Origin of the sequence: Arthrobacter sp. HMSC06H05 (assembly GCF_001807395.1) — a bacterium.
GTDB classification, from domain to species: Bacteria; Actinomycetota; Actinomycetes; order Actinomycetales; family Micrococcaceae; genus Pseudoglutamicibacter; species Pseudoglutamicibacter albus.
On sequence record NZ_KV788980.1, the window covers coordinates 103,010 to 128,057 of the forward strand.

Here is a 25,048-nt window from a genome sequence, read left to right on the forward strand (position 1 = left end):
ACTTGATGCCCTCAACAACCTGGCCACGCTTACGCGGAACCCGCGGCTGACTGTTAGCCGGAATGTTCCGGGAAATCACGAACAGCGAAACCAGTACGCCCGCGAAACTCGCTGCGTTGATCAAGAAAACCCAGCCCGTACCGACCGCGGCAATCAACAGGCCAGAAACACCCGGTCCGATCAGCCGCGCCGAATTGAAGCTCGTCGAATTCAAGGACACCGCGTTCGGTACCAACTTGGACGGCACCAAATCATTCACCAAAGCCTGGCGTGCTGGCGCATCGAACGCCGCCCCGATACCTAACAAGGTCGCCAAGATGTACACATGCCACAGCTCAACCGTGCCCGTGAGCACCAAAACACCCAAGATCACCGCGAGCACACCCATGAACGCCTGCGCGATCTGCACGATCCGTAACCGCGGGTACCGGTCAGCGATCACGCCCGCATAGGCAGACAAAAACAGGATCGGCAGAAACTGAAGCCCCATCACGAGGCCCACCGCGGTCCCTGAATTATCGGTCAGCTCAGTCAGAACCAGCCAGTCCTGCGCGATGCGCTGCATCCACGTCCCGATGTTCGAAACCAAGCCGCCGAAAAACCACCACCGGTAATTCTTGATCTGCAGCGAGGCGAACATGCGGGACATGAATAGGCGGCCTCCTCAACGGCGCAGAAACCGGTGGGGTAATACAAAACGGGACCCCGGCGTAGATTGAACTGTAGATTCAACCCTACGCCTAGGGTCCCGCCTTGTTAAGAGTTGCCGCGCTGACGTGGCGCCGCTGGCACGGCGGCATGCCAGCCAAGCTGACGCTATGCCGACGTTAGTTTAGGCCGCGGCCGCACTAGTTCAGGCCGCGCAGGTCGAGTTCGAGGTGGTCCTCCCCCGCCTCATCCAGCTGCACTGGGATACCCCAGTCCTGCTGGTATAGATGGCAGGCGGCGTGGTCCGGGATCTCCTGGCCTTCCTCACCATCGCAGGCTGCAGCACGCGCGGTGATATGCAGAACGCCGTGCACAATCTCCGGGTTGAGGACGAGCTCACGCGTGAGTCCTTGGCTCGTGCCAGCGCCTTCTAGGATGAGTTCTTCAGGGGACGCAGAAACCTGTAGCTGGGTTGGGTCACCCCAACGGTAGTCGAGCTTCTGGCCCGCAGGAGCGGTGAAGCGTGCGGTCAGCTTGTGGGTGCCGGGCTTCACCAGGGTCTTTGGGCGCTGGGTCTGGGATGCGCCACGGTCAACCGTGGTCGCTTCCTTCGGCAGCGGGACCCGCACGAGCTGATGCCGGTTCGTTTCGACCACCAACAGGACCGGATCTCCACCAACGCTGTGGTCCACGAGCACTTCCGCCGGTTCCTGTAGGCCCTCGGCGAGCGTTCCGACCGTATGCGTTTCGGGGTCATAGCGGCGCACCGCACCGTTATAGGTATCAGCGATCGCAACCGAGCCATCCGGCAGAACCGAAACACCCAACGGGTGCTGCAGACGCGCCTCATCGGCCGGACCGTCGCGGAAGCCGAAATCGAACAGCCCCAGGCCTGTCGCGGTCTCAACCTTGGCGACCGTGCCGTCCTCACCCAGGCGCAGCACACGCACCGCGGAGGTCTCCGAATCGGCAATCCACACGTCCCCGTTCGCATCCACATCCACACCGGAAGGCTGCGCGAACATCGCGACATCCGCAGTACCGTCATCCAAGCCTTCGATGCCGGAGCCAGCCTCCAGCGTGACCTCGGCCTTGACGGGGTCGAAACCGAAGATCTGGTGGGTTCCCGCCATAGCGACGATGAACCGGCCAGCCTTCTCTGCCCACGCAAGGTCCCACGGGGATGAGAGCGAAAGCTCGGTAGCGTTCTCCCCCAGCTCACGCGACCAACCGGCGTCCTGCAGGCGGGCGCGTTCGGCATCGAGCAGGCGCTGCACGCCGTTACCGGCAACAGTCGTGACCTCGCCCGTGGCCGTGTTAACGCCACGCAGGCGGTGGTTCACGGTGTCAGCAACCAGGACGTCGTAGCCGACCTTCTCCGCGATGTGGCCGGGAACGACCGCGGCACCCTGCGGCTCGTTGAAGCGAGCGGTGTCCGCGGAGCCGTCCGCGAAGCCGCGCTCCCCAGTGCCGATCTGACCGACCTTGGTCACGAGGTCCGTGTCCATGATCGTGAGCCGGTGGTGGCCCGAATCCACGACGAGGAACTGGCCGTTCGGCAGCTCGATCGCCGAACCTGGGAAGCGGAGGTCCCCTTCGCGTGCCGGCGGGGCGACGTACGGGCCGTCACCGCGGTGCAGGGTGCCCTTCGCATCGTGCTCTTCGATGAGCTCTTCAACCAAAGATTCAAGACCGGCCGCGTGCCCCTCACCCGAGAGGTGCGCAACGATGTAGCCCTCCGGGTCCAGGACCACGAGCGTGGGCCACGCGCGAGCTGTGTAGGCCTGCCACGTCAGCAGCTCTGGGTCATCCAGAACAGGGTGTTCGATCTCGTAGCGCTCAACCGCGGCCTCGAGCGCTTCCTTCTTCGCCTCGTGCTCAAACTTGGGGCTGTGCACACCGATCGTAACCAGCACGTCGCTGTATTTTTCCTCGAGTGGGCGCAGCTCGTCGAGCACGTGCAGGCAGTTGATGCAGCAGAACGTCCAAAAATCGAGGATCACAATTTTGCCGCGAAGGCTCGCAAGGCCAAGGTCCTTACCGCCGGTGTTCATCCAGCCGCGGCCACGAAGCTCGCTCGCACGCAAACGGACGCCGGTACGAAGTGCATCAGACTCAGCAGACACCTTAACTCCTGGTTTCAGACGGGGCTTGAAATGGGGTTTTCACTCGCCGCGCCGAAGGCGGGGCGGATTGTGTCCATTCTAGAAGTTCGCCTCACGCCAACGCTTTCGGCGCGTAACATCACGCTTTATGCCCGCGGCGTATCGTCACGGCCCTCCGGCGAACCCGTGCCCGCGGCCTCGCTCTCCACCGCTTCAGCCTTCGGGGCTTGCGCATCGACCTTGGCCGCCGCATCGTCCTGAGGAAGGCCTTCTGCTGGCAGGCCTGCGCGGATGCGGGCTGCGCGGCGCGCCTCTTCGAGGCCGTCGGCTTGGGCGCCCTGCAGCTGCTGCAGCATCTGGTTGTAGTCGCGTAGTTCGCGGTTGCCGGTACGTTCGGCAACGCGTTCGTCGCGGCGTGCTATGCGTTCCTCCGAACGCGACCACCCAACGGCCACGCCCACGGCGAGCATCAGCGTCGGTACTTCGCCGATGCCCCACATGATGCCGGCGCCTATTCGTTGGTCTTCGATCGCGCTCGGGCCCCAATCGCGGCCTTGGTTGCCGAACCAGTCCGGCTGGATCAGGACGTCGGTGCCCATGATGCTGGTTGCGTAGAACGCGTGGAAGATCATGGTGATCAGCAGGATCACGAGCCGCACAAAGTATGGTGCGCGGTTTGGTAGCGGGTCCAACCCGATCATGTTGACGGCGAGGACGTAGCCGGTCAGCAGGAAGTGGAAGTTCATGAACTCGTGGCCTAAGTGGTATTTCATGGAGAACCACATGAGGTCAGTCGAGTAGAAGATCACGATCGAGGCGGTGAAGTTCACGGCCGCGACAATCGGGTGTGTGACGCCTTTAGCCCACTTGGAGTGAAGGAACACCAGGGTCCATTCGCGGGGGCCGCGGGTTCCGTCGCGCCGGGCGGGGATCGCTTTGAGGGCCAGCGCGATCGGGGACCCGACCACCAGGAAGAACGGCGCGACCATGGTGAGCGCCATGTGAGCGACCATGTGCATCGAGAACAGGTTCTGCCCGTACACCGCGATGGGCCCGGATGTGATGTAGAACAGGAAGATCAAGCCCACATAGAAGCTGAGGGTGCGCCACCAGTCCCAGTGCCCGCCTTTAGCGTGGACGCGGTAGGCCCAGCGGCCGTAGGCGATCGCGAGGAAGATAATGATCGCGACCCACAGCCAGTCGAAGCGCCACACACTCGCCCACGATGAGATGGTCAGCTCGGGTGGTAGCTCGTAGCCGGAGAGGCGGCGGGCCGGGGACATGACTTCCGGCGGCGCGGTGGATACCGGCGGTTGGGTGCGGGCGAGCACCACGGCGATCGCCGATACGGCGGACATGATCGCTACTTCAACACCGATGATGCGCCACGCGGCTTTGCGTGCGGTGAGGTCGCCGTTTTTCAGGCGCGGAATGATGTTGGAGCGGTGGATGATCCCGAGGAAGCCCAGGATCACCGAGAGGAAAGCTTTGAAGATGAGGAACAGACCGTATTGGGTTCCGAAGAGCTGCTGAAGGGTGTGGACGCGGATCGCACCTGCCGCTACGCCGGAGAGCACGACCAGGAAGAACGATGCGCCAGCTAGGTGCGAGAATCGTTGCAGGACTTCCGCTGCGGCGGGGTTGGTATCAGGGCCGGTGATGTTCTTTTGCGCTCCGCCAAGCAGCCCGGAAACAACGGCGAGTGCTACGAGCCCGCCGCCCCACGCGACGACGCCGAGTAGGTGCAGGCCCATCGAGTTCACGGCTCCCCAGTGGTCGTCACCGCCGGCGGCATGGCCGAGTAGCGCCAGCGGCACGAGGGCAACCCCTGCGAAGCCTGCGGCCCAGCCGAGCGCGTTGGCGCTGCGGGCGGCGATCATGGTGGTGCTCGTGATGATCGCGAGGGAAACGACCACGGCCCAGCTTCGGCCGAAATCGAAGTTCAGCATGTAGTCGAAGATGCCGTCAGTGAAGGATTTGTCTGCGGTGACGGGGAGCGCGGCGGCATCCGAATAGCTGAGAACGAGCGTGGACATCGCAGCGAACGCCCACACGATCGCTGCGACGGAGCCGACGGTAACGAGCCGGTTGAACGCTTTGGTGAATTCCCCACCATCAGTGGAACCTGCGGCCCGAGTGGTGCGCTGTGGCCGGGTGGTACGCGGGATGATCGCGCACACGAAGATGAGCGTGCCGAGCGTGATCGAGAAGCTGATGTCGTGAACCCAGCGCGCGATCGGCAGGCCGTAGCGGGTCACCACGCCCGGGTCACCGAGTAGAACGGAGAGCGCTGTACCGGAGTACGAGAGCGCGAGGAAGAGGGTTATGAGCCCGATGGGCGCGGAAATCCAGGTGAGCGCGTATGCGACTCGAGGGTTGTCTGCCGCGAGCCTCGCGTTCTTTGCGGAAGGGTCCTCGCTTCCGCGGGCGGGCTCGGCGGAGGCACGCTTGGACGTTGCAACCTGCGAGTGCGACATGGGCGCCTTTCCTGAGGGCTTTTCTTCAGCGGAGGTTCACGTGAGCGGAGCTCATCAGATCCAGTTTAGGCGGTGCCGCTGTGGGAAGCGTTCCCGCCGTGGGGGTTAAAAAGTAAACCCACTCCAACCTGCGTGGTTGGGGCGGGTTTACTGCTCAGCTTGCGCTGTAAGACTTACTTATTGGAAACAGCAGCCTTCAGCTTGGAGCCAGCGGAGAGCTTAACGGAGTGACCAGCAGGGATCTGGATGGTCTCGCCGGTCTGTGGGTTGCGACCCTGGCGTGCGGCACGGTTGGTGCGCTCGAAGGACATCCAGCCTGGGATGGAGACCTTGTTGCCCTGGGAGATCTGCTCGGTCACGGTCTGGAAGAGGGCATCCAGTACGTCGTTAACCGTGGTCTGGGTCTGGCCGGTGTTGTTCGCGATAGCGCTCACAAGCTCACTGCGGTTCATTACTTGTCCTCCTGGACTCGGATACTCCCCAACCAGTGAGGGCTGAGGATTGCCCCAGGTTTCGGGGCCTGGATATGAAACTAACAGGTTTTCCCAGAATTTCGCGTGTTTCGGGGCGGATTTTCCGCGTTGAGTGAGAATTTACCCAGATTTTTGGCTGATTAGAGCTTCTTAGAGCGGTTTCTGGCGGCGAAAACACGAACGGAGCGGCCTAAACCTGCTTAAACGCGGACGTCCCGGCGCCTCGCTGATGTTCTTTTCAGCTGGGGCCGGGACGTCCGTGACAGCGTGCGATGCTTGTGTGCGTGCCGCTGTTGACGCTATGTGTTCCTCACAGTGCTGAGGAAGCGTGAGCGATTACCAGGACGACTTGGTGATGCCTGGCAGCTCGCCCTTGTGAGCCATTTCGCGGAAACGCACACGCGAGATACCGAACTTCTGGAAGGTACCGCGTGGGCGGCCGTCGATGGAGTCACGGTTGCGAACGCGAACTGGAGAGGCGTCACGTGGGAGCTTCTGCAGGCCGACGCGTGCTGCCTCGCGGGCTTCGTCGGTTGCGTTCGGGTCGATCAGGGTCTTCTTGAGCTCGGCGCGGCGCTCGGCGTAGCGAGCCACGATCACCTTGCGCTGCTCGTTCTTGGCGATCTTCGACTTCTTAGCCATGCTTACCGCTCCTCACGGAAATCGACGTGCTTGCGAACCACTGGATCGTACTTCTTGAGCACGATGCGGTCCGGGTTGTTGCGGCGGTTCTTGCGGGTCACGTAGGTGTAACCGGTGCCTGCCGTGGACTTGAGCTTGATGATTGGGCGAACATCCTGTGCTTTTGCCATCAGAACTTCTCTCCCTTCGCCTTAAGCTCAGCGACTACGGCTTCGATGCCGCGCGCGTCGATCGTCTTGATGCCCTTGGTGGACAGATTCAGGGTGATTGTCCGGCCGAGGGATGGTACGTAGTACCGCTTCTTCTGAATGTTCAGGTCCCACCGACGCTTGGTGCGGCGGTGCGAGTGCGAGATGCTGTGTCCGAATCCGGGCACTGCACCGGTCACCTGGCAACGCTGTGCCATGTTCACTCCTCCAGTGTTGGTCAGTTGTGCTGCGGTCCCTTGCCGCCTGGCTGTGGTGTTGGCTCGCCTGGAGTCAGGTGAGCGCAGCCGATGACGATGCGAGGTCCCGCTACCCAGTTGGGGACACCGTGCTTACAACGCTGGAGGGCCTAAAGCAGCTGGGTGAGATCCAGCCAGTGGTTGACCATCAGACAGGTTTCAAACAACGGTGGTCCGGGTGAAGCGTGGGCATTTGCCTACCCACTGTTCACCTTCTCTTCCGTGTCACGGGCTGTTGGGCACGCAAAGATTAACGCGTGGCAACAGAACGCCTATCTATCTTAGGCAATCCCCCATCTTTGGGGCAAATCATGGTAAGCGAGTTTGGCCACACTCGCACCGGGGCCTCCACCCAGCAGGCCGGCGCCCGGCGCGCGCCATCTGGCAAATTGTGTGCCGCATCGTTTTCTTGGCTAGTCTTGTACTGAATCGACAGGGGAGCGCTAACCGAGCGCTGAGAGTGCCGATGTGGCAGACCCTCGAACCTGATCCGGTTAGTACCGGTGTAGGGAGTTCGAATCTTCTCTCGTGGGCACACGTGGGCCACCCCCTTTCATGAACTGGAAGGTTGTTGTGGCAGATATGCGTAGAAACCCTCTTATGGCGGCTACCGCGGTGCTCTCTGTTGCGGGCTTGGCGTTGAGCGGTTGTTCGATCGCGGCTCAGCAGGAGGATGCGGATTCGAAAGAGAAGACGGTCACGATCATCACGCATGATTCCTTCGAGTTGACCAAGGAACAGGTCAAGAAGTTCGAGACCGAGACCGGCTATAAGCTCAAGACGACCTCCCCAGGTGACGCGTCTTCTGTGGTCAATCAGCTGATCCTGGCTGAAGGTAAGGCGTCCGCGGACGGTTTCTATGGCGTGGATAACCTCCAGGCCGGCGCGCTGACGGAGAAGGGCGTGGTCGAGGACTATGTGCCCGAGAAACTGCCGGAGGCTGCGAAGAAGCTGACCAACAGTGACGCGTTGACCCCGATCGATCAAGGCCAGGTGTGCATCAACGCTGACGCGGGCTGGTTCAAGAAGAACAAGGTTGATTTACCGAAGAGCATCAACGACCTCACCAAGCCTGAATACGCCAAGCTGCTGGTAGCCCAAGACCCGGCGCAGTCCTCCCCTGGTTTCGCGTTCATGGTCACCACGATGCACAAGACTGAGGATTGGAAGAAGGCGTGGGAGGACATGCTGGCTGGCGGCACCAAGGTCGTCTCTTCATGGTCTAACGCGTACAACACGGACTTTTCCGGTTCTGAAGGCAAAGGTAAGTACCCTCTGGTGGTCTCCTACTCCTCCTCCCCCGCTTTTGAGGGCGGTAAGACCGTGAACATCGATGACACCTGCATCGACCAGGTCGAATACGCCGGAGTCCTGAAGAACGCTAAGAACCCTGATGGTGCCAAGGCCTTCGTGGACTTCATGCTCAGCGAGGATATGCAGAACGCTATCCCTGAGCAGATGTACATGTACCCGGTGAACCCCGATGTGAAACTTCCGAAAGACTGGGCCGCTCACGCGCCGCTGTCGAAGACGTCGGTCACCCCGGACCCGAGCGAGATCGCCCAGAAACGCGAGGAGTGGATCAAGCAGTTCCGCGAGCTCAGCAAGAACGCTAAATAGGTGCGTTCCTGAGACGAACACTGGGTAGAAGAACGCCGGGTAGAAGAAGCAGGTCGGGTACCTGATGCACGAGCAGAACCGCTCTCACGGCGAGCTGAGGCGTCGGCGCCGCATCGTGACCATTGTGTGGTCTGTTGCGGCGCTGGCGTTGCCTGCCGTGTTCTTGGCTTTCTTCTTTGTGTGGCCGGTCGCGGCGATGATCGGCCGCGGCGTGACCCCGCCCGAAGGCAGTGAAGGTACGTGGTGGGGGCCGCTCGTTGCCGTGTTGTTCGATGGGTGGACGTGGCGGCTCATCGCGCAAACACTCGGGCTCGCGTTGGGTGGCACGCTCGGCTCGATCGTTCTGGGGCTTTTCGGCGCCCACATTCTCTCGACCCGTTCTTTCCGTGGGCGCGGGGTCATCCGCGCGGTCGCGACCATCCCGTTCGTTTTGCCGACCGTGGTGGTGGGTGTCGCGTTCCGTGCCTTGCTCGCCGAGAACGGCCCGTTAGGTTTCTTGGGCCTGGATCAGACCACGGCCGCAGTCATCCTCGCGATGATCTTCTTCAACTTCTCGGTTGTTGTCCGTCAGGTCGGGGCTGTGTGGGCTGACCTTGACCCGCGCCAAGCCGAGGCCGCCCGGACTCTCGGGGCGAGCCGCTTACGGGCTTTCCTAACGGTGACCCTCCCGGCGCTCAAACCCTCGATCTGGTCTGCGGCTTCGCTCATTTTCTTGTACTGCTCTACCGCGTACGGGTTGATGATGACACTCGGGAAACCAGGTTTCGGAACCTTGGAAACCGAGATCTATATCCAGACCGAGACGTTCCTGGACCTGCCCCAGGCGGCAGCGCTGTCGATCCTGCAGCTGGCGATTGTGCTCGCTTCGCTCGCGGTATCGCAACGCGCGCGTTCTAAAACTGAGACGACTCTGCGGCTATCGCAGCCGCGCTTGCGGCCGCTGGCCCGGGGTGACTGGTTCTCCGCAATGATCGCTTTCGGCACCGTCACTGCCCTTATTGTGGCCCCTCTGCTGGCGTTGCTGTTGCGTTCGTTCTCAACCCCACACGGCTGGAGTCTCAACAACTACCGGCTTCTAGCCACCAGCTCGGGCACCGGTTTCGGTGGCGGGTCGACCCCGTTAGAGACGCTCCGCAATTCGCTTTTGACCGCATCGGACGCCATGTGGATCACCCTCATCGCGGGCCTCCCGTTGGCGTGGTGGCTCTCCCGCCACGCACGCACCGCCGCGTTCGGGCGGGCGCAGAAGATTGTGGATGCCGCCGTGATGTTGCCGGTCGGGGTCTCAGGGGTCACGATCGGTTTCGGTTTCATCGTGTCCTTACAGATCGCGTTCCCGGAGCTTGCGCGTTCAGGCTCACTCGTGCCGTTCGCCCAAGCCGTGGTCGCGTTGCCCGTGGTGGTGCGCATGATCATCCCGATCCTGCGCTCGGTCGACCCGAAACTCAGGGAGGCCGCCGCGACCCTGGGAGCGAGCCCACTGCGGGTCGCGCTGACCGTGGACGGCCCGATGGTCGCCCGCGGCATCGGATTCGCCGCGGGGCTGTCCTTTGCGATCGCGCTCGGTGAGTTCGGCGCCACGAGCTTCCTGGCGTCTGCGGACTTCCAGACCCTGCCGGTCACGATCGTGCGGCTTATGAACCGACCCGGCGCCGATAACTACGGAATGGGTATGGCGGCCTCCGTGATCCTCGCTCTGGTTGCGGCAACCGCGATGGCGGTGTGCGAATGGCTCGCCGAACGCTCAACCCGTTCCGCGAAACTCTCCTCAACATCCGCCCGTCGCACCACAGTTCCCCAGGCTGCTGCTCCCCGCAGCGCAGATACAGACAGCGAAGTTTCCCGCAGCGCCGCCAGTACCGTTCCCGCCAGTGATTCTGCAGCTAAGGAAGACTAAATATGCCTACTGCTTCATATGCCCTTGAGGTGCGCGATGTGGACGTCACCTATCCCGACGGCACCGTTGCTGTCCGCGGGGTCAGCGTGGGCGTGGAACCGGGTTCGGTTTTGAGCCTGTTGGGCGCTTCTGGCTCCGGTAAGTCCACGCTCTTGCGCGGAATCGCGGGCCTTGAAGACGTCACGGCTGGCGAGGTCCTGCTCGACGGCGTCGATGTTGCCGGTGTTCCGGTCCACCGGCGCGGCATCGGGATGGTGTTCCAGGACGGGCAACTGTTCCCGCACCGCAATGTGGGCCGAAACATCAGTTATGGCCTCGAAATGGCAGGGGTCGCGAAAGATCAACGCAAGACGAGGGTCGAGGCGATGCTTTCGCTCGTGGACTTGGACGGTTACGCCGAGCGCCCCATCCGCTCGCTTTCAGGTGGTCAGGCCCAACGTGTCGCGCTCGCGCGCACTCTCGCACCGGAACCGAAGGTCGTGTTGCTTGACGAGCCTTTTTCGGCTCTGGACCGCGGCCTACGCGCAACACTCGCGCCGCATGTGCGGGAAATCCTCGCCCGCACCAACACGACCGCCGTACACGTGACCCACGACCACACCGAAGCCCGTGCGCTGGCAACTCATGTGGCGATTCTCGATCACGGCAAGCTCATCGCCCACGGAACCTGGGAAGAGATCGACCAAGCGGCGGCAACCGATCCGCGCATCGAACGCCTGCTGGGCTAGCACGCGCCGAGCCGTTTCAGCTCGACCCGCTACCCTGCTAGCCTGAGCCTCGGCCATGCTAGCGCGGGGCGTCAGCATTCGACGACGTTGACGGCGAGGCCGCCGCGGGCTGTCTCCTTGTATTTATCGAGCATGTCTTGGCCGGTGTCCCACATCGTCTTGATGACCTCATCGAGGCTGACTTTCTGTGTGCCGTCCCCCATCATCGCCATGCGGGCGGCGTTGACGGCTTTCGTTGCGGCGAGCGCGTTGCGTTCGATGCACGGGATCTGGACGAGGCCGCCTATGGGATCGCATGTGAGGCCGAGGTTGTGTTCCATCGCAATCTCGGCGGCTACTTCTACTTGCCACGGTTCGCCGCCGAGGACTTCGGCGAGTCCCGCTGCGGCCATCGATGAGGCGGAGCCGACTTCGCCTTGGCAGCCGACTTCGGCCCCTGAGATGGAGGCTTGTTTCTTATACAGGTTGCCGATCGCGGCCGCGGTGAGCAGGTAGCGGCGGACCTGTTCCGCGATGACCTCGGGGGCTTGGTCCCGGCATGCGCGGGCGTAGTGGGTCACGTAGAAGCCGACCGCTGGGATGATGCCGGCCGCGCCGTTGGTTGGGGCGGTCACGATGCGGCCGCCCGATGCGTTCTCTTCGTTCACGGCGAGCGCTGCGAGGTTGACCCACTCTTGCCAGTATTCGAAGGAGCGGTCTGTGTCGCGGGCGTAGAGCTCCTTGTGCCAGCGTGGTGCGCGGCGTGAAACGTTGAGCCCGCCGGGAAGGACGCCGGTGCGTTCGATCGCGGAGTTCTTGCAGTCCTCCATGACTTGCCATAGATGGTCGATGCCGTCGAGGACTTCTTGGCGGTCGCGGATCGCTTCCTCGTTGGCTAGCGCGACCTCCCATATGGCGAGGTCGTGCTTCTTGCACTGCTGCAGAAGCTCGGCACCCGTATCGAAGGGGTACGGGACGTCGATGTCCACGTGTGCGGCCGCGTCTTCATCGCCAGCTCGTTCGATGAAGCCACCGCCGATCGAGAAGTAGGTCTCTTCGGCGATGACTCCCCCAGCGGATTCGAGGGCCGCGATCTTCAGTCCGTTCGTGTGCCGCGGCAAGATGGTGAGCGGGCGCTGCGTCATGTCCTCAACACCGAACGCGAGCTCAACGGTCTCCACGCCATCGAGCGCGGACCCCACCGCGAGCTTCTCCCCGCGATCCCACGCGGCATAACGAGCCTCGGCCTGCTCGGGCAAAACCGTCTCCGGCGCATAGCCCTCAAGGCCCAACAAGAGTGCCGTGAACGTCCCATGCCCTTGCCCCGTGGCAGCCAGCGAGCCATACACATCAACACGTAAGCCAGCCAGCCGGCCATACGCTGACGGGTTAGCGGCAAGACGCTGCACGAAGTCCCGGCCGGCACGCAACGGGCCGACCGTGTGGGAGCTCGAAGGCCCCAAACCCACGGAGAAAAGATCAAAAATACTCAGGTACATTCGCACTCCTGAAAACTTTCGCCGGCACGCTCTCCCTCAAGGTGGGCGTGCCGGCGAAGGTCTATATGTCGCTGTGGCGAGGCGCCCTGCCTGGCCCCGCCACTACGGTGAAACGCGTCAAGCGACGCTCTAGACGAGGTTGCCGCCATTCGCGGAAGCGTAATCCTCAGCGGAGAGCAGCTCACCTTCCGAGCTCACCTCGACAGTGAAAAGCCAACCGGCACCGTATGGGTCCGAATTCAACAGTGCAGGATCATCGATCACGGCCTGGTTGATCTCAACGATCGTGCCGCTGACCGGCGCGTACAGGTCAGAAACCGACTTGGTGGACTCGACCTCGCCGCATGTCTCACCAGCGGTGACCTCGCTACCGGCCTCTGGCAGGTCTACGTAGACAACATCACCCAGTGCGTCAGCCGCAACCTGGGAGATGCCAACCTTCACCGGGTTGGAGTCATCCACCCACTCGTGTTCAGCGGAATAACGGAGGTTCTTCTTCACATCGGACATGGTCTCTCCTTGATGATCAGGCCAGGAATCCGGCCGTACATGTGAATCTAAAACTGTGAATCTAGATGCGTGAATCTAGTTGTGTGTGACTTTAGTTGGAACGACGATAGAACGGGAGAGGCGCCACCGTAAACCCGAGCATCTTGCCCCGGATATCCACGGCCAACTCGGTGCCTTCCTCAGCGTGGGCCACATCGACCATCGCCAATGCGACCGGATAACCCAGCGTCGGGGACGGCTGGCCGCTGGTCACCTGCCCCACCTCAGCGCCATCGAGCATCACGGTGTATCCGCCGCGGGCGGCGCGACGCTCAAGGCCCTTCAAACCCACCAAGCGGCGGCCACTCGTGACACCCAGCCCGGATTCTTTGGCGGCCTCGAACGCGTCCCGGCCCACAAAACGCTCATTCTTCTTCAACGAAACCACCGGCCCCAAACCGGCCTCGAGCGGCGAGGTCTCAGCCGATAGTTCGTTGCCATACAGCGGCATGCCGGCCTCCAGACGCAGCGAATCGCGCGCAGCCAGGCCGCACGGAAGCAAACCTTCCGCAGCGCCAGCGTGAATCACCGCATCCCATACGGCCTTCGCATCGGCGTTAGCGATATAGATCTCGTAACCGTCCTCGCCCGTGTAACCGGTGCGAGCAACCAACGCATCCACACCAGCCACCGTGGCGGGCACCGCCGAATAAAAACGCAGATCAACCACGGCGTCGCGGTCAGCGCCCTCGGTCACGGCCGCGAGGACCTTCTCCGCATTCGGGCCCTGAACCGCGACCAGCGCGGTCTCATCAGACTCATCGGTAACCACAACATCGAAACCCAGAGCGCGTTCCCTGAGGGCCTCAAGCACCGCCGGGGTGTTGGAGGCGTTCGGGACCACCAGGAACTCGGTCTCATCTAAGCGGTAGACGATCAAGTCATCGATGATCCCGCCGTCGGCGTTCATAAGCAGCGAATACTTAGCCCGACCCACAGCGACCGCCGCGAGATTCCCCGCAAGAGCCGTGTTGAGGTAGCTCGCCGCATCAGGCCCGCTCACCCGAACCTCACCCATGTGGGAGAGGTCGAATACGCCCGCTGCCTCACGCACCGCCTTATGCTCGGCAAGCTCGGAACCGTAACGCAACGGCATATCCCAGCCGCCAAAATCGGTGAAGGATGCACCCAGCGCCTCATGAACCTCATGAAGCGGAGTGTGACGAGACGTTATATGCATGTTCGTTGGAACCCTTTCGTGCAGGGTCGGCGAAACGCCGGTGCTATCTGGATGGTGGGGTGAGTTATGAGCCACGGGCCAGTCCTCTGAGTCTTCGAAAGCCGAAAGCGGCGGGCATTCGCACATCAGGTTGCGGTCGCCATAGGCCTGGTCGATGCGGCTGACCGGAGTGAAGTACTTGTCCGTGACCGAGGTCTGGCCCGGGAATACGCCCTGCTGGCGGGAGTAGGTGCGGTCCCAATCAGTGCGAGTCACGACTTCCGCGGTGTGCGGCGCGTTACGCAACGGCGAGCCTTCGAGGGAATGGATGCCGTCTGCGACCTCGTCGATCTCTTCGCGGATGGTCAGCATCGCGTCGATGAATCGGTCCAGTTCCGCAAGGTCTTCGGATTCGGTTGGCTCAACCATGAGGGTGCCTGCCACCGGGAACGCGAGCGTTGGCGCGTGGAACCCGAAGTCCATGAGCCGCTTGGTCACATCCTCTGCGGTGACACCCGTCTTGTTGGTGAGTTCCCGCAGGTCGAGGATGCATTCGTGCGCAACCAGCCCGGCGTTACCCGTGTAGAGAATCGGGAATGCCTGCTTCAAGCGGGCCGCGATGTAGTTGGCGCCCAACAACGCATGCTTGGTCGCTTGCGTGAGGCCAGCCGGGCCCATCATCGCGATGTAGGCCCACGAGATCGGCAGCACTCCGGCGGAACCGAAGCTCGCCGCGGTGATCGGCGCGCCATCGCGGCCGCCCAGGCCCTCATCGTCGCGGTCCTCAAGTGCCGGGCCTGGCAGGAACGGACGAAGATGCTCAGCGACAGCAACCGGACCCACGCCCGGGCCGCCGCCACCGTGCGGGATGCAGAACGTCTTATGCAGGTTCAGGTGGGAAACGTCGCCGCCGAACTTGCCCGGCTGAGCCAGCCCGACCATCGCGTTCATGTTCGCGCCATCGATATAAACCTGGCCGCCGGCCTCGTGGACCGCGTTGCACACCTCAACCACCTGCGCGTCAAACACGCCGTGGGTGGACGGGTAGGTGATCATGATCGCGGCGACCTTACCCTGATTCGCTTCGATCTTCGCGGCAAGATCGCCCTCGTCGATCGAACCGTCATCAGCGGTCTTGACAACCACCACGCGCAGGCCCGCCAAGACAGCCGAGGCCGCGTTCGTGCCGTGCGCGGAGGCGGGGATGAGGCACACATCGCGGTCAGCCTCGCCACGGGACTGATGGTATTGGCGGATAGCGAGCAAGCCCGCGTATTCACCCTGGGAACCGGCGTTCGGTTGGATCGAAACCCCGGCGTAACCGGTGATCGCTTCAAGCCGCTGTTCAAGATCAGCGATCAGCTCACGCCAACCGCGGGTCTGGGTTACCGGAGCGAACGGGTGGATGCCCGCGAATTCAGGCCACGTGATGGCCTCCATCTCCGCCGCCGAGTTCAGTTTCATGGTGCACGAACCCAGCGGGATCATCGTCCGATCCAACGCGAGGTCGCGGTTCGCCAGCCGGGTTAGGTACCGCATCATCTGCGTTTCAGAGCGCACCGAGTTGAAGATCGGGTGCGTCATGAACTCAGATTCACGCACCAGGCCCGCGCTCCGCCCGTACACGCCGTCGCAGGATTCGCGTGCTTCGCGGGCCGCTGCGATCGCGTCGTCAGCGTTGGCGATGAGCGCCTTGCATACCGCGGCGATCACGGTCTCGACGTGTTCGTCGGTGGTGGTTTCGTCTGTGGAAACCGAAATCGTGTCCGCATCCACGCGGCGAACGTTGATGCCTGCGGAATCCGCGGCGTCCACGATCGAATCCGCCGCCCCGTCGGTTACGAAACGCACGGTGTCAAAGAACGATGCGGTGGCTAGCTTCGCACCGGCGGCTTCAACGCCTGCGGCGAGCGCGCACGCGTGGGCGTGGGTGCGGCGGGCGATGTTCTTGAGGCCTTCCGGGCCGTGATAAACCCCGTACATTGAGGCGACAACGGCGAGCAGAGCCTGGGCGGTACAGATGTTGGAGGTCGCCTTCTCGCGACGGATGTGCTGCTCGCGGGTCTGGAGCGAAAGCCGGTAGGCGGGGCGGCCATCGGTGTCATAGGAGACACCCACGAGGCGGCCTGGCAGGTTGCGTTCCAGGCCCTTGGTCACGGCCATGAAGGCGGCGTGCGGGCCGCCGAAGAACAGTGGGACACCGAAACGCTGGGAGCTACCGACCGCGATGTCAGCACCCTGTTCGCCCGGGGATCTCAGGTGGGTGAGCGCGAGCAGGTCGGTTGCGATCGTGACTTTCGCGCCGCGTTCCTTTGCTTCCGCGATGATCTCGGCGTGGTTGACGATCGCGCCCGAATCGCCTGGCTGTTGCAGCACGATGCCCGAAATCGGGCCCTCCGGAAGGCCTTCGGCGGCGAAGTCACGCACCTCAAGAGGGATCCCGAGCGCTTCAGCGCGGCCGCGAACCACGTTGAGGGTCTGCGGGAACATGTCCGCATCCACCACCGTGACCGCGTCATCCTTAGCGCGGGTTGCGCGGCGCATCAAAAGGATCGCCTCTGCCACGGCCGAGGCCTCATCAAGTAGCGATGCGTTGGCGATCGCGAGCCCGGTGAGGTCAGCGACCATCGTCTGGAAGTTCAACAGCGCCTCGAGGCGGCCTTGGGAAATCTCTGGCTGATACGGGGTGTAGGCGGTGTACCAGCCCGGGTTCTCAACGATGTTGCGGCGGATCACCGCCGGGGTGTGGGTGTCATAGAAACCCTGGCCGATCATCTGAACACGCAGCGTGTTCTTCTGCGCCAACGCCCGCAACGCAGCAAGCGCTTCCTCTTCTGAGAGCCCCTCCGGGATATCTAGTGGCTCTTCCATGCGGATCGTGGACGGGACCGCGACATCAACAAGAGCGTCCAGGGACGCATAGCCAACGGTTTCCAGCATGTGTTCGGTCTCGGCGCCGCGTGGACCGATGTGGCGGGAAACGAATGCGGACATATCGGAGCGTGTCATAACGTGCTCGGCTCTTCTCGGCTCGGGATTCGACTCAGGGTTCGATTCAAAGAGTTCGGATCGGGGTCGGATCGGGATTCGATTGTCCTCCCCGCCCTGTCTTGGAACCTGAGAGCTTCCGCGCCGTTGACGGTTCGTCCTGCGCTTGCACCATCGGTGGGAACCAGCCTGTTGTGGCGAGGTTCCGCTTTCCAGGGTCGCCTGTACCTAGCGGTGCGGTTGCCTGAGAGTTTCCCGGGGAGGGTTTGCTCCTACGGCGCCTCGCTGGGGAGGTCTCTCCCGCTAAGCGTGGTCGGCGGTGCCATCAACCCGCGTCCCGCTGAGTGCAGGCGCGTGGTCCACAGCATGTGTCAGTCTACCGGGGCTTGCGTGATCCTGTGAAGAGGTGCCGCCGGGTCGGCAACCGTGGCGGCCACCGCATCGCCCACCGTGCCGGCCACCGGGTAGGCGCCGCCTCATGCGCGGCTTCAGGCCTGGCATCAGATAACGGCTCCAGACCCAACCTTAGGCCTGGTTCTCTGGCGCTTCGAGGCGCACGTATTCGGGGTACCGCGGGCTGAGGGTGTCACCGGAAGAGACGCGTTTGATGCGTCGGCGGACCCACGGGCCAGCGTGTTCGCGGACCCATTCGGCGTTGGTGCGGGCGCGTTGAAGTTTGGACAGTTCCGGTAGCTCGAGTGGTTCGACGTCGAATCCGCCGACGTCGTAGCCGAGTACATCCAGAGTTTTGCGGGCGGTGAATTCGTGGCCGCGGCTGTTCATGTGGAGGCGGTCCTCGGACCAGTAGCCGGGGTCTTGTAGCTCTCGCCAGCGCCAGTAATCGGCGATGATCGCGCCGGTGTCGTCTGCGATCTCGCGGAGGCGCTCGTTATAGAGTGCGGCGCGCCCGGCGAGCGCCCGGTAGAGCGGGCTCTTGGAAACATCGAGGCTTGTGAACAGCACAACCTTGGCCCCGACGCCGCGTAGCTCGGAGACCATGTGGTGCACGCCGCCAGCGATGTAGTCGATGTCGACGCGTGGGCGCATGATGTCGTTGCCACCCATACACACGGTTGCGAGTGTCGGGTTGAGCTCTAGTGCTGGTTCGAGCTGTTCGGCCATGATCTGGGGTACTTTTTTGCCGCGGATCGCGAGGTTCGCATACCCGAAGTTCGGATGTTCACGGCACAGCCGTTCTGCTACACGGTCGGCCCAGCCGCGCACACCGTTGGGGCGGTTGAGCTCGACATCGCCCACGCCTTCCGTGAAGGAATCACCGATGGCCACGTAGCGCTGTTGATACGGCGGGTTGGTTTCGCTCATATTCGCTGACGATGTTGGCACGTTGTGTTCCTCGTTGCGTTGACTCACACATGCGATCCTACGAGGTTAGCCCGCAATCGCGAACCCCCGTGCCGCGTCGCGTCGCCTTACACGTTGATGTGCGCGGTTTCTTGCCGGAAGAAACACTGCCACCGTTGCGTGCCTGCTTGCCTGGCGTCCCCGGTGAGGCGCCACCATGACAGCACCACGGCATCGGCGGTTGAGGCCCGCTGCGCACGGTAGGCGACGTAGGCGATGTCCTGGCTGACGCGTTCGGTGGTGATGACCTCGAGGTTGGTGATCGGGTCTTGGCCGCGCAGGCCATCGATCCCGTGGAGGGCGCCGTGGGCGGAGACGCCGCGGAAGTCTTCGGTGAGCAGGTAGCGCAGGGCTGGTTCGTCGTCCTGGTCGATGCTGTCGAGCAGGTCCGCTTCAGCAGCGGCTAGGAGCTCGCGGATGTCAGTGCTCGCCTGCCCGGCGTCAACCGCAGCGGGCATCGCGCTGGGCTGGGTTACCGTGCTGGGCTGGGTTGCGGCGTTACCTTGCCCCGCATCGTTGTTCTGTCCATCGTTGCTTTGACTCGGGGTGCCGCTATAGCCAGGGCCTTCCTCGGGAGCCTCGCCGTCTTTATAGGCTTGCGCGCATGCGCGGGCGCGATCGTCGGCGGCTTCGTTGAGCTCGTGGCCTGTGTGGCCGCGCACCCACTCGAATTCGACCTTCCGGCCGGCCAGTGCGGCATCGAGCGCTTTCATGAGTTCGGCGTTTTGGACTGGTTTGCCGTCAGCTTTCTTCCAGCCGCGTTTCTTCCACCCAAAGCGCCATTTGGTGAGCGAGTTGATGACGTACTGGGAATCGCACAGAACCTTCAGCGGCGCGCCCGCGGCCTCGGTTGCTTGCAGCAGTTTGAGGACGGCCTGTAGTTCGCCCTGATTGTTGGTGCCTTTGGGCCAGCCGCCTGCGGCCCACTGGTTTTCGTCGATGTACCACGCCCACCCCGCGGGGCCGGGGTTGCCGAGGGCGGAACCGTCCGCTGCGGCAATGATCACCGGAGCGTCAGTGCTCTTGGGGGCGTCAGCGGTCTTCGGGGCGTCCGGATTCCCTGATGCGTGGGCTCCGGAGGCCTTGGCGGTGCGTTGTTGTGCAGAACTCTGTGCAGAACTCATAGTCCTATCCCATCACGAACCTCTCCGATGCGGTGGTGACGGTGCATTATTTGATTCGGGGTTGGTTGGTTGCCGGGAACATGTGACGATTGATAGATCAAGTGCATGGAGTGTTTGAGATGAACCACCAACTGGACCCTGAAACGAACATTGAGCAGGGTGAGCCGCACAGTGACGTGCGGTGGCTGAACGCTGAGGAAGCTGATCTTTGGTACACGTTGCGTGAGTTCATTTGGGGTTTCCCATCCACGCTGGACCGTCAGTTGCTTCACGATTCCGCGCTGTCCTCGGGCGAGTATTCGGTGATGGCTACCATCTCAGATTCCCCGGAGCATCGGGTGCGCACCGGTGAGCTTGCCTCCGCACTTGGGTGGGAACGGTCGCGGCTCTCACACTTATTGCGGCGAATGGAGGATCGCGACCTTGTGGAACGTGCCCCTTCTGAGGGACGTGACCGCCGCGCCCAGGATGTGCTCCTGACCCCGCACGGGTGGGATGTCCTTCGTGCCGCGGCTCCGGACCATGTCACGTTTGTGCGCGAGACCGTGTTTGATCCTCTCACCGGCGAAGAGCAAGCACTTTTGGCGGACATACTGACCCGCATCAACAGGGCCTGTGATGAACAGAATGCGCGCCGCAAAAACTAGAGCTCTGTTCAAGGCAACTCTCAGGTAGTCACAACACCCCAGAAACAGCGATTTCTCAGGCATCGCATACCATCCCGAGGTTCTTTCGACAGCCGTTTCTTAGGCATTTCACACCTGTCCGGGGTCTCGGACGGAGGGTGCGTTGACGCTAGGACAACGTGGTGGTCTTCGCTATTGTCACTGTCGCTTCAGCATCCGTAGGCGGCAAGTTCACCTATAAAAGCTGTGAGCCTTCAATCTAAGACCAGGTGTAAACCGGGTGTTATTCGATGCGAGAAAACGTTGATTCCGAAGGGGTAAATCGCGCGTGTTCACCATAAAGAAGCCTGCTAAGTATGCAGTGGTCCCGTTGGCGCTGGGACTCGTTCTCCCAACTTCTGTTGCAGTAGGAGCCCATGCTGCTCCCGCCCCTACCGCAGTGGAGACGAAAGCCGGCCCTCCAGAGATCTCCCATGACAGCGGACGGTTTGAGACTGACTACAAGTTCGACACGATCGAATTCTCTGGTCAGGACTGGGCTATTCGCGGCAAGAACGATGTGATGGGTTGGGGCGGTCCTCAGGCTCCGCACCCGAGCGATGGCGAAGGTAAGTGGGTCAGCGGCGCTCACGTCAACGACAAAGGTGAGCTTGTTGTTGAGAACCAGGGCATCAACGGTGGCGTTGAGCTCATTGCTACCAAGTCCACCGGTTACGGCACGTACGAGTTCAGCTACACCGCTGACTTCGACAAGATGGACCCGAACAACGTTCTTGGCATCTTCACCTATGACACCGCCGAGGTCGCTATTGACGGCACCCCTGGCATGAAGAAGCACGTCAACATGAAGGGCCTCACGGAGATCGACTTCATCGAGGTTTCCCGCTGGGGTAGCCAGGATCTCCCTAAGACCTTCGGCATGGTCACTGTCTACCCGGATGACCTAAAGAACTTCCGCGACCGCGTATCCCACAAGCGCTTCGACATCCCTAAGGGTGTTCAGACCCTCAAGACTAAAGCGATCTGGGATAAGGATTACCTGCGTGTGATCACCTCGCTGGAAAACGGCAAGGTCCTCTCGGACGACACCCAGACCAAGCGCGTCCCTAAGGACAACGGAACCCAGCAGCTGCGCATCAACCTGTGGACCACCAAGGCCAACCGCGCTAACTTCGAGAACGCTCAGGGCGACACGATCGTCTTTGATGACGCGACCTTCACCCCTGCAGGCGAGAAACGTCCAGCCGAGGACAAGCCTAAGGATAAGAAGGACAAGAAGAAGGACTCCAAGAAGAAGGATTCCAAGAAGTCCAAGGATAAGAAGGCTAAGGACAAGAAGAAGTCCAAGAAGTCTAAGGATTCGAAGAAGAAGGACTCTAAGAAGAAGAATTCGAAGAAGTCCAAGGACGCTAAGAAGAAAAAGAACTCGAAGAATACTCTGAGGACTCCGGACCACATCAGGAAAGCCATCCCGCGTGACTTCCACGGGGACCTCGACGAGTTCGAGAAGACCGTCAACGAGTTCGTGACCACGCTCGCTGGCAAGACCAAGTAAGCGAGCTAACCCTCGCGACACCGCGGTTGCCGCGTAAGAAGAGAAACACCCTGCGAGGAGAAAAACCCTGAGATAGGGAAACGCTCTAGAAGCGGCACAACACTAGTAGCGGTTACACCCCATAGAGTAGGCCCCCGTCGCCAAGCGACGGGGGCCTACTCGTGCACTGTCAGCGCTGAGGTCAGAGGCAGAGATCAGCGGCAGAGGTCAGCAGCAAAGGTCGCGGTGTTCGCGTTGAGTAGTGCCGCAAATAATTAGTGGCTGTGCCTTCCGGTCTTCTTGAGGGTCACCTGCAAGATGAGACCGATCACTACGAGCACTAGGAATGCGGCGCCCACAATCCACATGATGGTTGTGGTGTCAGCCGTGGATTCCGGCGTCACGGCCTTCGCCTGAGCAGACGCAGAACCTTCCGTATTTGCTGCCGCGGCATCGGAGCCCTTGGAACTCTGCCCGTCCTCGCTACCCTTGCCGGAGCCTGCTTCACCGTCATCGGAGTTGCCACCCTGGGACTTCTCCCACGCCTCGATCTCCTTCTTCGAGGCACCTTCGGTCACGGTGAAGGAATAGTTGCCGTCGCCCTGGATCCGGTGGCCGTCCGAGGAAAGCGCGGACCACTTGACGTCATACGTGCCTTCCGGAAGCGGCTGCATAGCCCGCGAAACCTTAGTCCCTTTAACTGTGACGTCGCCGTAAGTCAGCTCGTTGCCGTCGCGGTCTTGAACAATGATCTGGTTGGCTTCACCACCTGAAACCTGCCGGATCTCACCCGAGAACGTCAGCGTGATCTTCTCCGGCGCTTTCGCGATCGCGTTGCCCGAGGGCGGGTCGCCGGCAATGAGCTGATCATGCGCAAACGCCTTCTGGGCACCAAATCCCGCGAACAAACCAGCGAACAGCAGCATGGACGCCGCCAACACAGCGACCATGGGCTTCGACAAACGAGCACGTACCTGCACAGTTCAATCCTTACCGTTGATGATTCGCATTGAGGACACCGCTTGCAGATATTCGTTACGTCACGCTTCCAGCGGGTCACTGCGATAAGTTTAGGCGCTCACCTTCCCAACCGGGCGCCCAAACCCGGAAACTATCAGGCTCTGTCCAGAAACCGTCAGGGGGTTCCTGCATACTGGGGTGCATGAACGCGAGCGAGAACAACCCTCACGCCCACGGCATGCACGATGCGGCTGCTGGCCCAGGCGGCGCTGTCCCGGTCTCTACAGGCGACGCCGCCCCGGACGCTGTAGACACGGCCCCGGCCGGCGCGGTTGCTACACCTGTCGAAGGCGTGTGGATGGTGCACCAGAACAATCCAGGCCCTATGACGTTGGATGGCACGCAAAGCTATTGGATCCCCAGCCAGCGCGGTGCGATCGTGGTGGATCCGGGTGATGACGATGCGCAGCACCAGGCCGCGCTCGCCTCGCACGAGGTCGCGCTGATCCTGGTTACGCATCGGCACCCTGACCACGTCGGTGGATTAGAACGCCTACGGGACCTCACGGGTGCACCGAGCCGCGCGCTCAGCAGCGACTACTGCGGCGAAGGACAAGAACCACTCACAGACGGAGAGATCATCGATGTGCCTGGCGCCGGGCTTCAGCTGAGGGTCCTTGCCACGCCGGGCCACACATCGGACTCCATCAGCATCGTCATCGAATCCACGCCCGAGGCCCGGCCGCTCGGGGTTCTGACCGCGGACACGATCCTGGGGCGTGGCACCACGATCATCGACCACCCGGACGGTCGGCTCACCAACTACCTGGACTCGCTCGAGAAACTTGAAACGCTCGGTAACATCCCGGCACTTCCCGCACATGCAGGTTTCCTCCCCTCGGTTGCGGAGACCGCGCGCAAATACCTCGCGCACCGCCGCGAACGTCTCGAACAGGTCCGCGCCGCCGTGCATACCCTGCAGGAACGCGGCGAAGAAGCCACCGTCAGCAACGTGACCGACATCGTCTATGCTGACGTCGATGCCGAGGTCAGGCCCGCCGCCGAACACACCGTGAGCGCCCAACTAGCCGCACTCGAAGACGGCGCATAAACGCAACATCAAGACGCCAGCCCCACCGAAGGACTACTGTTTCAGTATGGACACCACCCCAGCCCCACTAAACGCACCTCACCGAACAGCGCTGATCACTGGGGCAACCGCAGGGATCGGCGAAGAATTCGCAGAACAACTCGCCGCGCAAGGCAGGCACCTCGTGCTGTGTGCCCGCGACGCCGAAGCACTCGCGGAAGTAGCTCACCGGCTTGAGAGCCGTTACGCCGTCCACGTTGAAACCCTCATCGGCGATCTGCTGACTGAAAAAGGGGCCGCGGCGGTCGAGAAACGTCTCGCCTCCGACATCGACCCCGTGGAGCTGTTAGTCAACAACGCTGGTTTCGGGCTCATCAAGGGGTTCACATCCAGCGAGTGGCAGGATGAGCAGGACCACTGGCGCATCCACACCGAAATCCCGCTGCGATTCATGCACACCGCGATCCCCGCGATGATCAAACGCGGCGGCGGGCGCATCATAAACATCGCCTCCATCGCCGCGTTCACGGGTGTCAGCACCTATTCCGCCGCTAAGCACGCGATGGTTGAATTCTCCGAATACGCTTCCCGCAGGTATCAAGACCGCGGTGTGTCCGTGACCGCGGTATGCCCCGGAATGACCCGCACCTCATTCCATGAACGCATGAATATGAACGTGAGCCGTGTCCCTAAGATCGCGTGGCTCAAGCCCGAGCAAGTGGTGCGGGAGTCCCTCCTGGCGTCCGCGACAGGCAAGGCCCTGTGCATCCCCTCCCGCCGCTACCGCCTAGTGCGATTCCTCCTGCGTTTCCTCCCTGCACGCACCGTGCAGAAAGTCACGACGAACGCGGCAAGTTCAACCAACGATTAGGGCAAGTTCGACCAACGATTAGCCCGCGCGCACCCCAGCCACACCCCAGCCACACCCCAGCCACAACCCTGGCCGCCGCCTGCCTGGAACGCACCTCGTCTTGTAACCTGGCTCACAAGTAAGTAGCTACTCAAGCGCCGTTGGGCGCGGAACTTCAACGTTCCGCGCCCAACGGCGCTTTCGTGTAAAGGAACACGTACTTGCATCTTGCAGATAGGATCGCCTAACCTCATAGGCAGATGATTACGAAACATAAATGTTTGCTAATCAAT

At 62.0% G+C, this 25,048-nt stretch carries 20 protein-coding genes, 1 pseudogene and 2 riboswitches; of the genes and pseudogenes, 7 read left to right on the plus strand and 14 right to left on the minus strand.

Translation table 11 applies throughout. The features are described from left to right. The 7 genes from HMPREF3160_RS10165 to rpmB all read right to left on the minus strand — a co-directional run. Positions 1–649, minus strand: a 649-nt coding sequence (locus HMPREF3160_RS10165; protein ID WP_256173975.1) for an MFS transporter, incomplete at its 3' end; no start/stop codon positions are given. 199 nt (positions 650–848) lie between these two features. After that, on the minus strand, positions 849–2,774 hold the full coding sequence (locus HMPREF3160_RS04610; protein ID WP_070507297.1) for an NHL domain-containing thioredoxin family protein: 1,926 nt from the start codon (positions 2,772–2,774) through the stop codon (positions 849–851). 125 nt (positions 2,775–2,899) lie between these two features. Then, entirely contained in the window at positions 2,900–5,230 is a 2,331-nt protein-coding gene (locus tag HMPREF3160_RS04615; RefSeq protein ID WP_083285424.1) for a bifunctional copper resistance protein CopD/cytochrome c oxidase assembly protein, read from the minus strand. Positions 5,231–5,403: 173 nt separating this feature from the next. Then, positions 5,404–5,682, minus strand: coding sequence for an HU family DNA-binding protein (locus HMPREF3160_RS04620; protein ID WP_035756287.1), 279 nt, complete (start codon positions 5,680–5,682; stop codon positions 5,404–5,406). Positions 5,683–6,039: 357 nt separating this feature from the next. Then, positions 6,040–6,345: a 30S ribosomal protein S14 gene (gene rpsN / locus HMPREF3160_RS04625; RefSeq protein ID WP_035756285.1), complete on the minus strand. Its 306-nt coding sequence runs from the start codon at positions 6,343–6,345 to the stop codon at positions 6,040–6,042. Positions 6,346–6,347: 2 nt separating this feature from the next. Next, on the minus strand, positions 6,348–6,515 hold the full coding sequence (gene rpmG / locus HMPREF3160_RS04630) for a 50S ribosomal protein L33 (RefSeq protein ID WP_035756283.1): 168 nt from the start codon (positions 6,513–6,515) through the stop codon (positions 6,348–6,350). Continuing rightward, the gene (rpmB, locus tag HMPREF3160_RS04635; RefSeq protein WP_035756281.1) at positions 6,515–6,751 is read right to left on the minus strand and encodes a 50S ribosomal protein L28; all 237 of its coding nucleotides are present in this window, start codon (positions 6,749–6,751) and stop codon (positions 6,515–6,517) included. The genes rpmG and rpmB overlap by 1 nt, the downstream gene beginning before the upstream one ends. Before the next feature lie 463 nt (positions 6,752–7,214). Next, positions 7,215–7,320: riboswitch (TPP riboswitch) on the plus strand. Positions 7,321–7,390: 70 nt separating this feature from the next. Between rpmB and HMPREF3160_RS04640 the strand changes: the two genes are divergently transcribed. The 3 genes from HMPREF3160_RS04640 to HMPREF3160_RS04650 all read left to right on the plus strand — a co-directional run bounded on the left by HMPREF3160_RS04640 (position 7,391) and on the right by HMPREF3160_RS04650 (position 11,035). Continuing rightward, positions 7,391–8,410: a thiamine ABC transporter substrate-binding protein gene (locus HMPREF3160_RS04640; protein ID WP_256173976.1), complete on the plus strand. Its 1,020-nt coding sequence runs from the start codon at positions 7,391–7,393 to the stop codon at positions 8,408–8,410. 64 nt (positions 8,411–8,474) lie between these two features. Next, a complete protein-coding gene (locus HMPREF3160_RS04645) occupies positions 8,475–10,307 on the plus strand; it encodes an ABC transporter permease (RefSeq protein WP_083285425.1) in 1,833 nt (610 codons plus the stop codon). A 2-nt stretch (positions 10,308–10,309) separates the two neighbouring features. After that, the gene (locus HMPREF3160_RS04650) at positions 10,310–11,035 is read left to right on the plus strand and encodes an ABC transporter ATP-binding protein (RefSeq protein ID WP_070507299.1); all 726 of its coding nucleotides are present in this window, start codon (positions 10,310–10,312) and stop codon (positions 11,033–11,035) included. 71 nt (positions 11,036–11,106) lie between these two features. On the opposite strand, the gene HMPREF3160_RS04655 is transcribed toward HMPREF3160_RS04650, so the two are convergent. The 6 genes and pseudogenes from HMPREF3160_RS04655 to HMPREF3160_RS04675 all read right to left on the minus strand — a co-directional run bounded on the left by HMPREF3160_RS04655 (position 11,107) and on the right by HMPREF3160_RS04675 (position 19,695). Further along, positions 11,107–12,513, minus strand: a complete 1,407-nt coding sequence (locus HMPREF3160_RS04655) for an L-serine ammonia-lyase (protein WP_070507301.1) — start codon at positions 12,511–12,513, stop codon at positions 11,107–11,109. Positions 12,514–12,642: 129 nt separating this feature from the next. Next, complete coding sequence (gene gcvH / locus HMPREF3160_RS04660; RefSeq protein ID WP_035756276.1) at positions 12,643–13,023, minus strand: glycine cleavage system protein GcvH; 381 nt, start codon at positions 13,021–13,023, stop codon at positions 12,643–12,645. A 91-nt stretch (positions 13,024–13,114) separates the two neighbouring features. Continuing rightward, a complete protein-coding gene (gene gcvT, locus HMPREF3160_RS10170) occupies positions 13,115–14,242 on the minus strand; it encodes a glycine cleavage system aminomethyltransferase GcvT (protein WP_256174027.1) in 1,128 nt (375 codons plus the stop codon). Positions 14,243–14,332: 90 nt separating this feature from the next. Beyond that, positions 14,333–17,230 (minus strand): annotated as a pseudogene (gene gcvP, locus HMPREF3160_RS04665) (aminomethyl-transferring glycine dehydrogenase); the annotation flags it as partial. A gap of 201 nt (positions 17,231–17,431) precedes the next feature. Then, positions 17,432–17,522: riboswitch (glycine riboswitch) on the minus strand. A 212-nt stretch (positions 17,523–17,734) separates the two neighbouring features. Continuing rightward, on the minus strand, positions 17,735–18,580 hold the full coding sequence (locus tag HMPREF3160_RS04670) for an SGNH/GDSL hydrolase family protein (RefSeq protein ID WP_310247924.1): 846 nt from the start codon (positions 18,578–18,580) through the stop codon (positions 17,735–17,737). Between the two features lie 59 nt (positions 18,581–18,639). Then, complete coding sequence (locus HMPREF3160_RS04675) at positions 18,640–19,695, minus strand: ribonuclease H family protein (RefSeq protein WP_070507306.1); 1,056 nt, start codon at positions 19,693–19,695, stop codon at positions 18,640–18,642. Positions 19,696–19,814: 119 nt separating this feature from the next. On the opposite strand from HMPREF3160_RS04675, the gene HMPREF3160_RS04680 reads away from it, so the two are divergent. Together HMPREF3160_RS04680 and HMPREF3160_RS04685 are read left to right on the plus strand one after the other, a co-directional pair. Next, positions 19,815–20,342, plus strand: coding sequence for a MarR family winged helix-turn-helix transcriptional regulator (locus tag HMPREF3160_RS04680; RefSeq protein ID WP_052048471.1), 528 nt, complete (start codon positions 19,815–19,817; stop codon positions 20,340–20,342). A gap of 307 nt (positions 20,343–20,649) precedes the next feature. Beyond that, a complete protein-coding gene (locus tag HMPREF3160_RS04685; RefSeq protein WP_141739832.1) occupies positions 20,650–21,876 on the plus strand; it encodes a hypothetical protein in 1,227 nt (408 codons plus the stop codon). A gap of 254 nt (positions 21,877–22,130) precedes the next feature. On the opposite strand, the gene HMPREF3160_RS04690 is transcribed toward HMPREF3160_RS04685, so the two are convergent. Beyond that, positions 22,131–22,835 carry a copper resistance CopC family protein gene (locus tag HMPREF3160_RS04690; protein ID WP_070507313.1) on the minus strand — a complete coding sequence of 235 codons (705 nt, stop codon included), beginning with the start codon at positions 22,833–22,835 and terminating at the stop codon, positions 22,131–22,133. 182 nt (positions 22,836–23,017) lie between these two features. Here HMPREF3160_RS04690 and HMPREF3160_RS04695 point away from each other — a divergent pair, with 182 nt between their 5' ends. Next, positions 23,018–23,926 carry an MBL fold metallo-hydrolase gene (locus tag HMPREF3160_RS04695; protein WP_256173977.1) on the plus strand — a complete coding sequence of 303 codons (909 nt, stop codon included), beginning with the start codon at positions 23,018–23,020 and terminating at the stop codon, positions 23,924–23,926. A 46-nt stretch (positions 23,927–23,972) separates the two neighbouring features. Next, entirely contained in the window at positions 23,973–24,776 is an 804-nt protein-coding gene (locus HMPREF3160_RS04700; RefSeq protein ID WP_070507314.1) for an SDR family NAD(P)-dependent oxidoreductase, read from the plus strand. The last annotated feature ends 272 nt before the right edge of the window (positions 24,777–25,048 follow it).

Excerpts from the sequence above, each read along its gene's own strand:
- HMPREF3160_RS04645 (WP_083285425.1), top strand. The coding sequence starts at position 8,475 with ATGCACGAGCAGAACCGCTCTCACGGCGAGCTGAGGCGTCGGCGCCGC.
- gcvH (WP_035756276.1), bottom strand. The coding sequence starts at position 13,023 with ATGTCCGATGTGAAGAAGAACCTCCGTTATTCCGCTGAACACGAGTGG.
- gcvT (WP_256174027.1), bottom strand. The coding sequence starts at position 14,242 with ATGCATATAACGTCTCGTCACACTCCGCTTCATGAGGTTCATGAGGCG.
- HMPREF3160_RS04655 (WP_070507301.1), bottom strand. The coding sequence starts at position 12,513 with ATGTACCTGAGTATTTTTGATCTTTTCTCCGTGGGTTTGGGGCCTTCG.
- HMPREF3160_RS04675 (WP_070507306.1), bottom strand. The coding sequence starts at position 19,695 with ATGAGTTCTGCACAGAGTTCTGCACAACAACGCACCGCCAAGGCCTCC.
- HMPREF3160_RS04620 (WP_035756287.1), bottom strand. The coding sequence starts at position 5,682 with ATGAACCGCAGTGAGCTTGTGAGCGCTATCGCGAACAACACCGGCCAG.
- HMPREF3160_RS04695 (WP_256173977.1), top strand. The coding sequence starts at position 23,018 with ATGAACGCGAGCGAGAACAACCCTCACGCCCACGGCATGCACGATGCG.
- HMPREF3160_RS04640 (WP_256173976.1), top strand. The coding sequence starts at position 7,391 with ATGGCGGCTACCGCGGTGCTCTCTGTTGCGGGCTTGGCGTTGAGCGGT.
- rpmG (WP_035756283.1), bottom strand. The coding sequence starts at position 6,515 with ATGGCAAAAGCACAGGATGTTCGCCCAATCATCAAGCTCAAGTCCACG.
- HMPREF3160_RS04650 (WP_070507299.1), top strand. The coding sequence starts at position 10,310 with ATGCCTACTGCTTCATATGCCCTTGAGGTGCGCGATGTGGACGTCACC.
- rpsN (WP_035756285.1), bottom strand. The coding sequence starts at position 6,345 with ATGGCTAAGAAGTCGAAGATCGCCAAGAACGAGCAGCGCAAGGTGATC.
- rpmB (WP_035756281.1), bottom strand. The coding sequence starts at position 6,751 with ATGGCACAGCGTTGCCAGGTGACCGGTGCAGTGCCCGGATTCGGACAC.
- HMPREF3160_RS04615 (WP_083285424.1), bottom strand. The coding sequence starts at position 5,230 with ATGTCGCACTCGCAGGTTGCAACGTCCAAGCGTGCCTCCGCCGAGCCC.
- HMPREF3160_RS04700 (WP_070507314.1), top strand. The coding sequence starts at position 23,973 with ATGGACACCACCCCAGCCCCACTAAACGCACCTCACCGAACAGCGCTG.
- HMPREF3160_RS04680 (WP_052048471.1), top strand. The coding sequence starts at position 19,815 with ATGAACCACCAACTGGACCCTGAAACGAACATTGAGCAGGGTGAGCCG.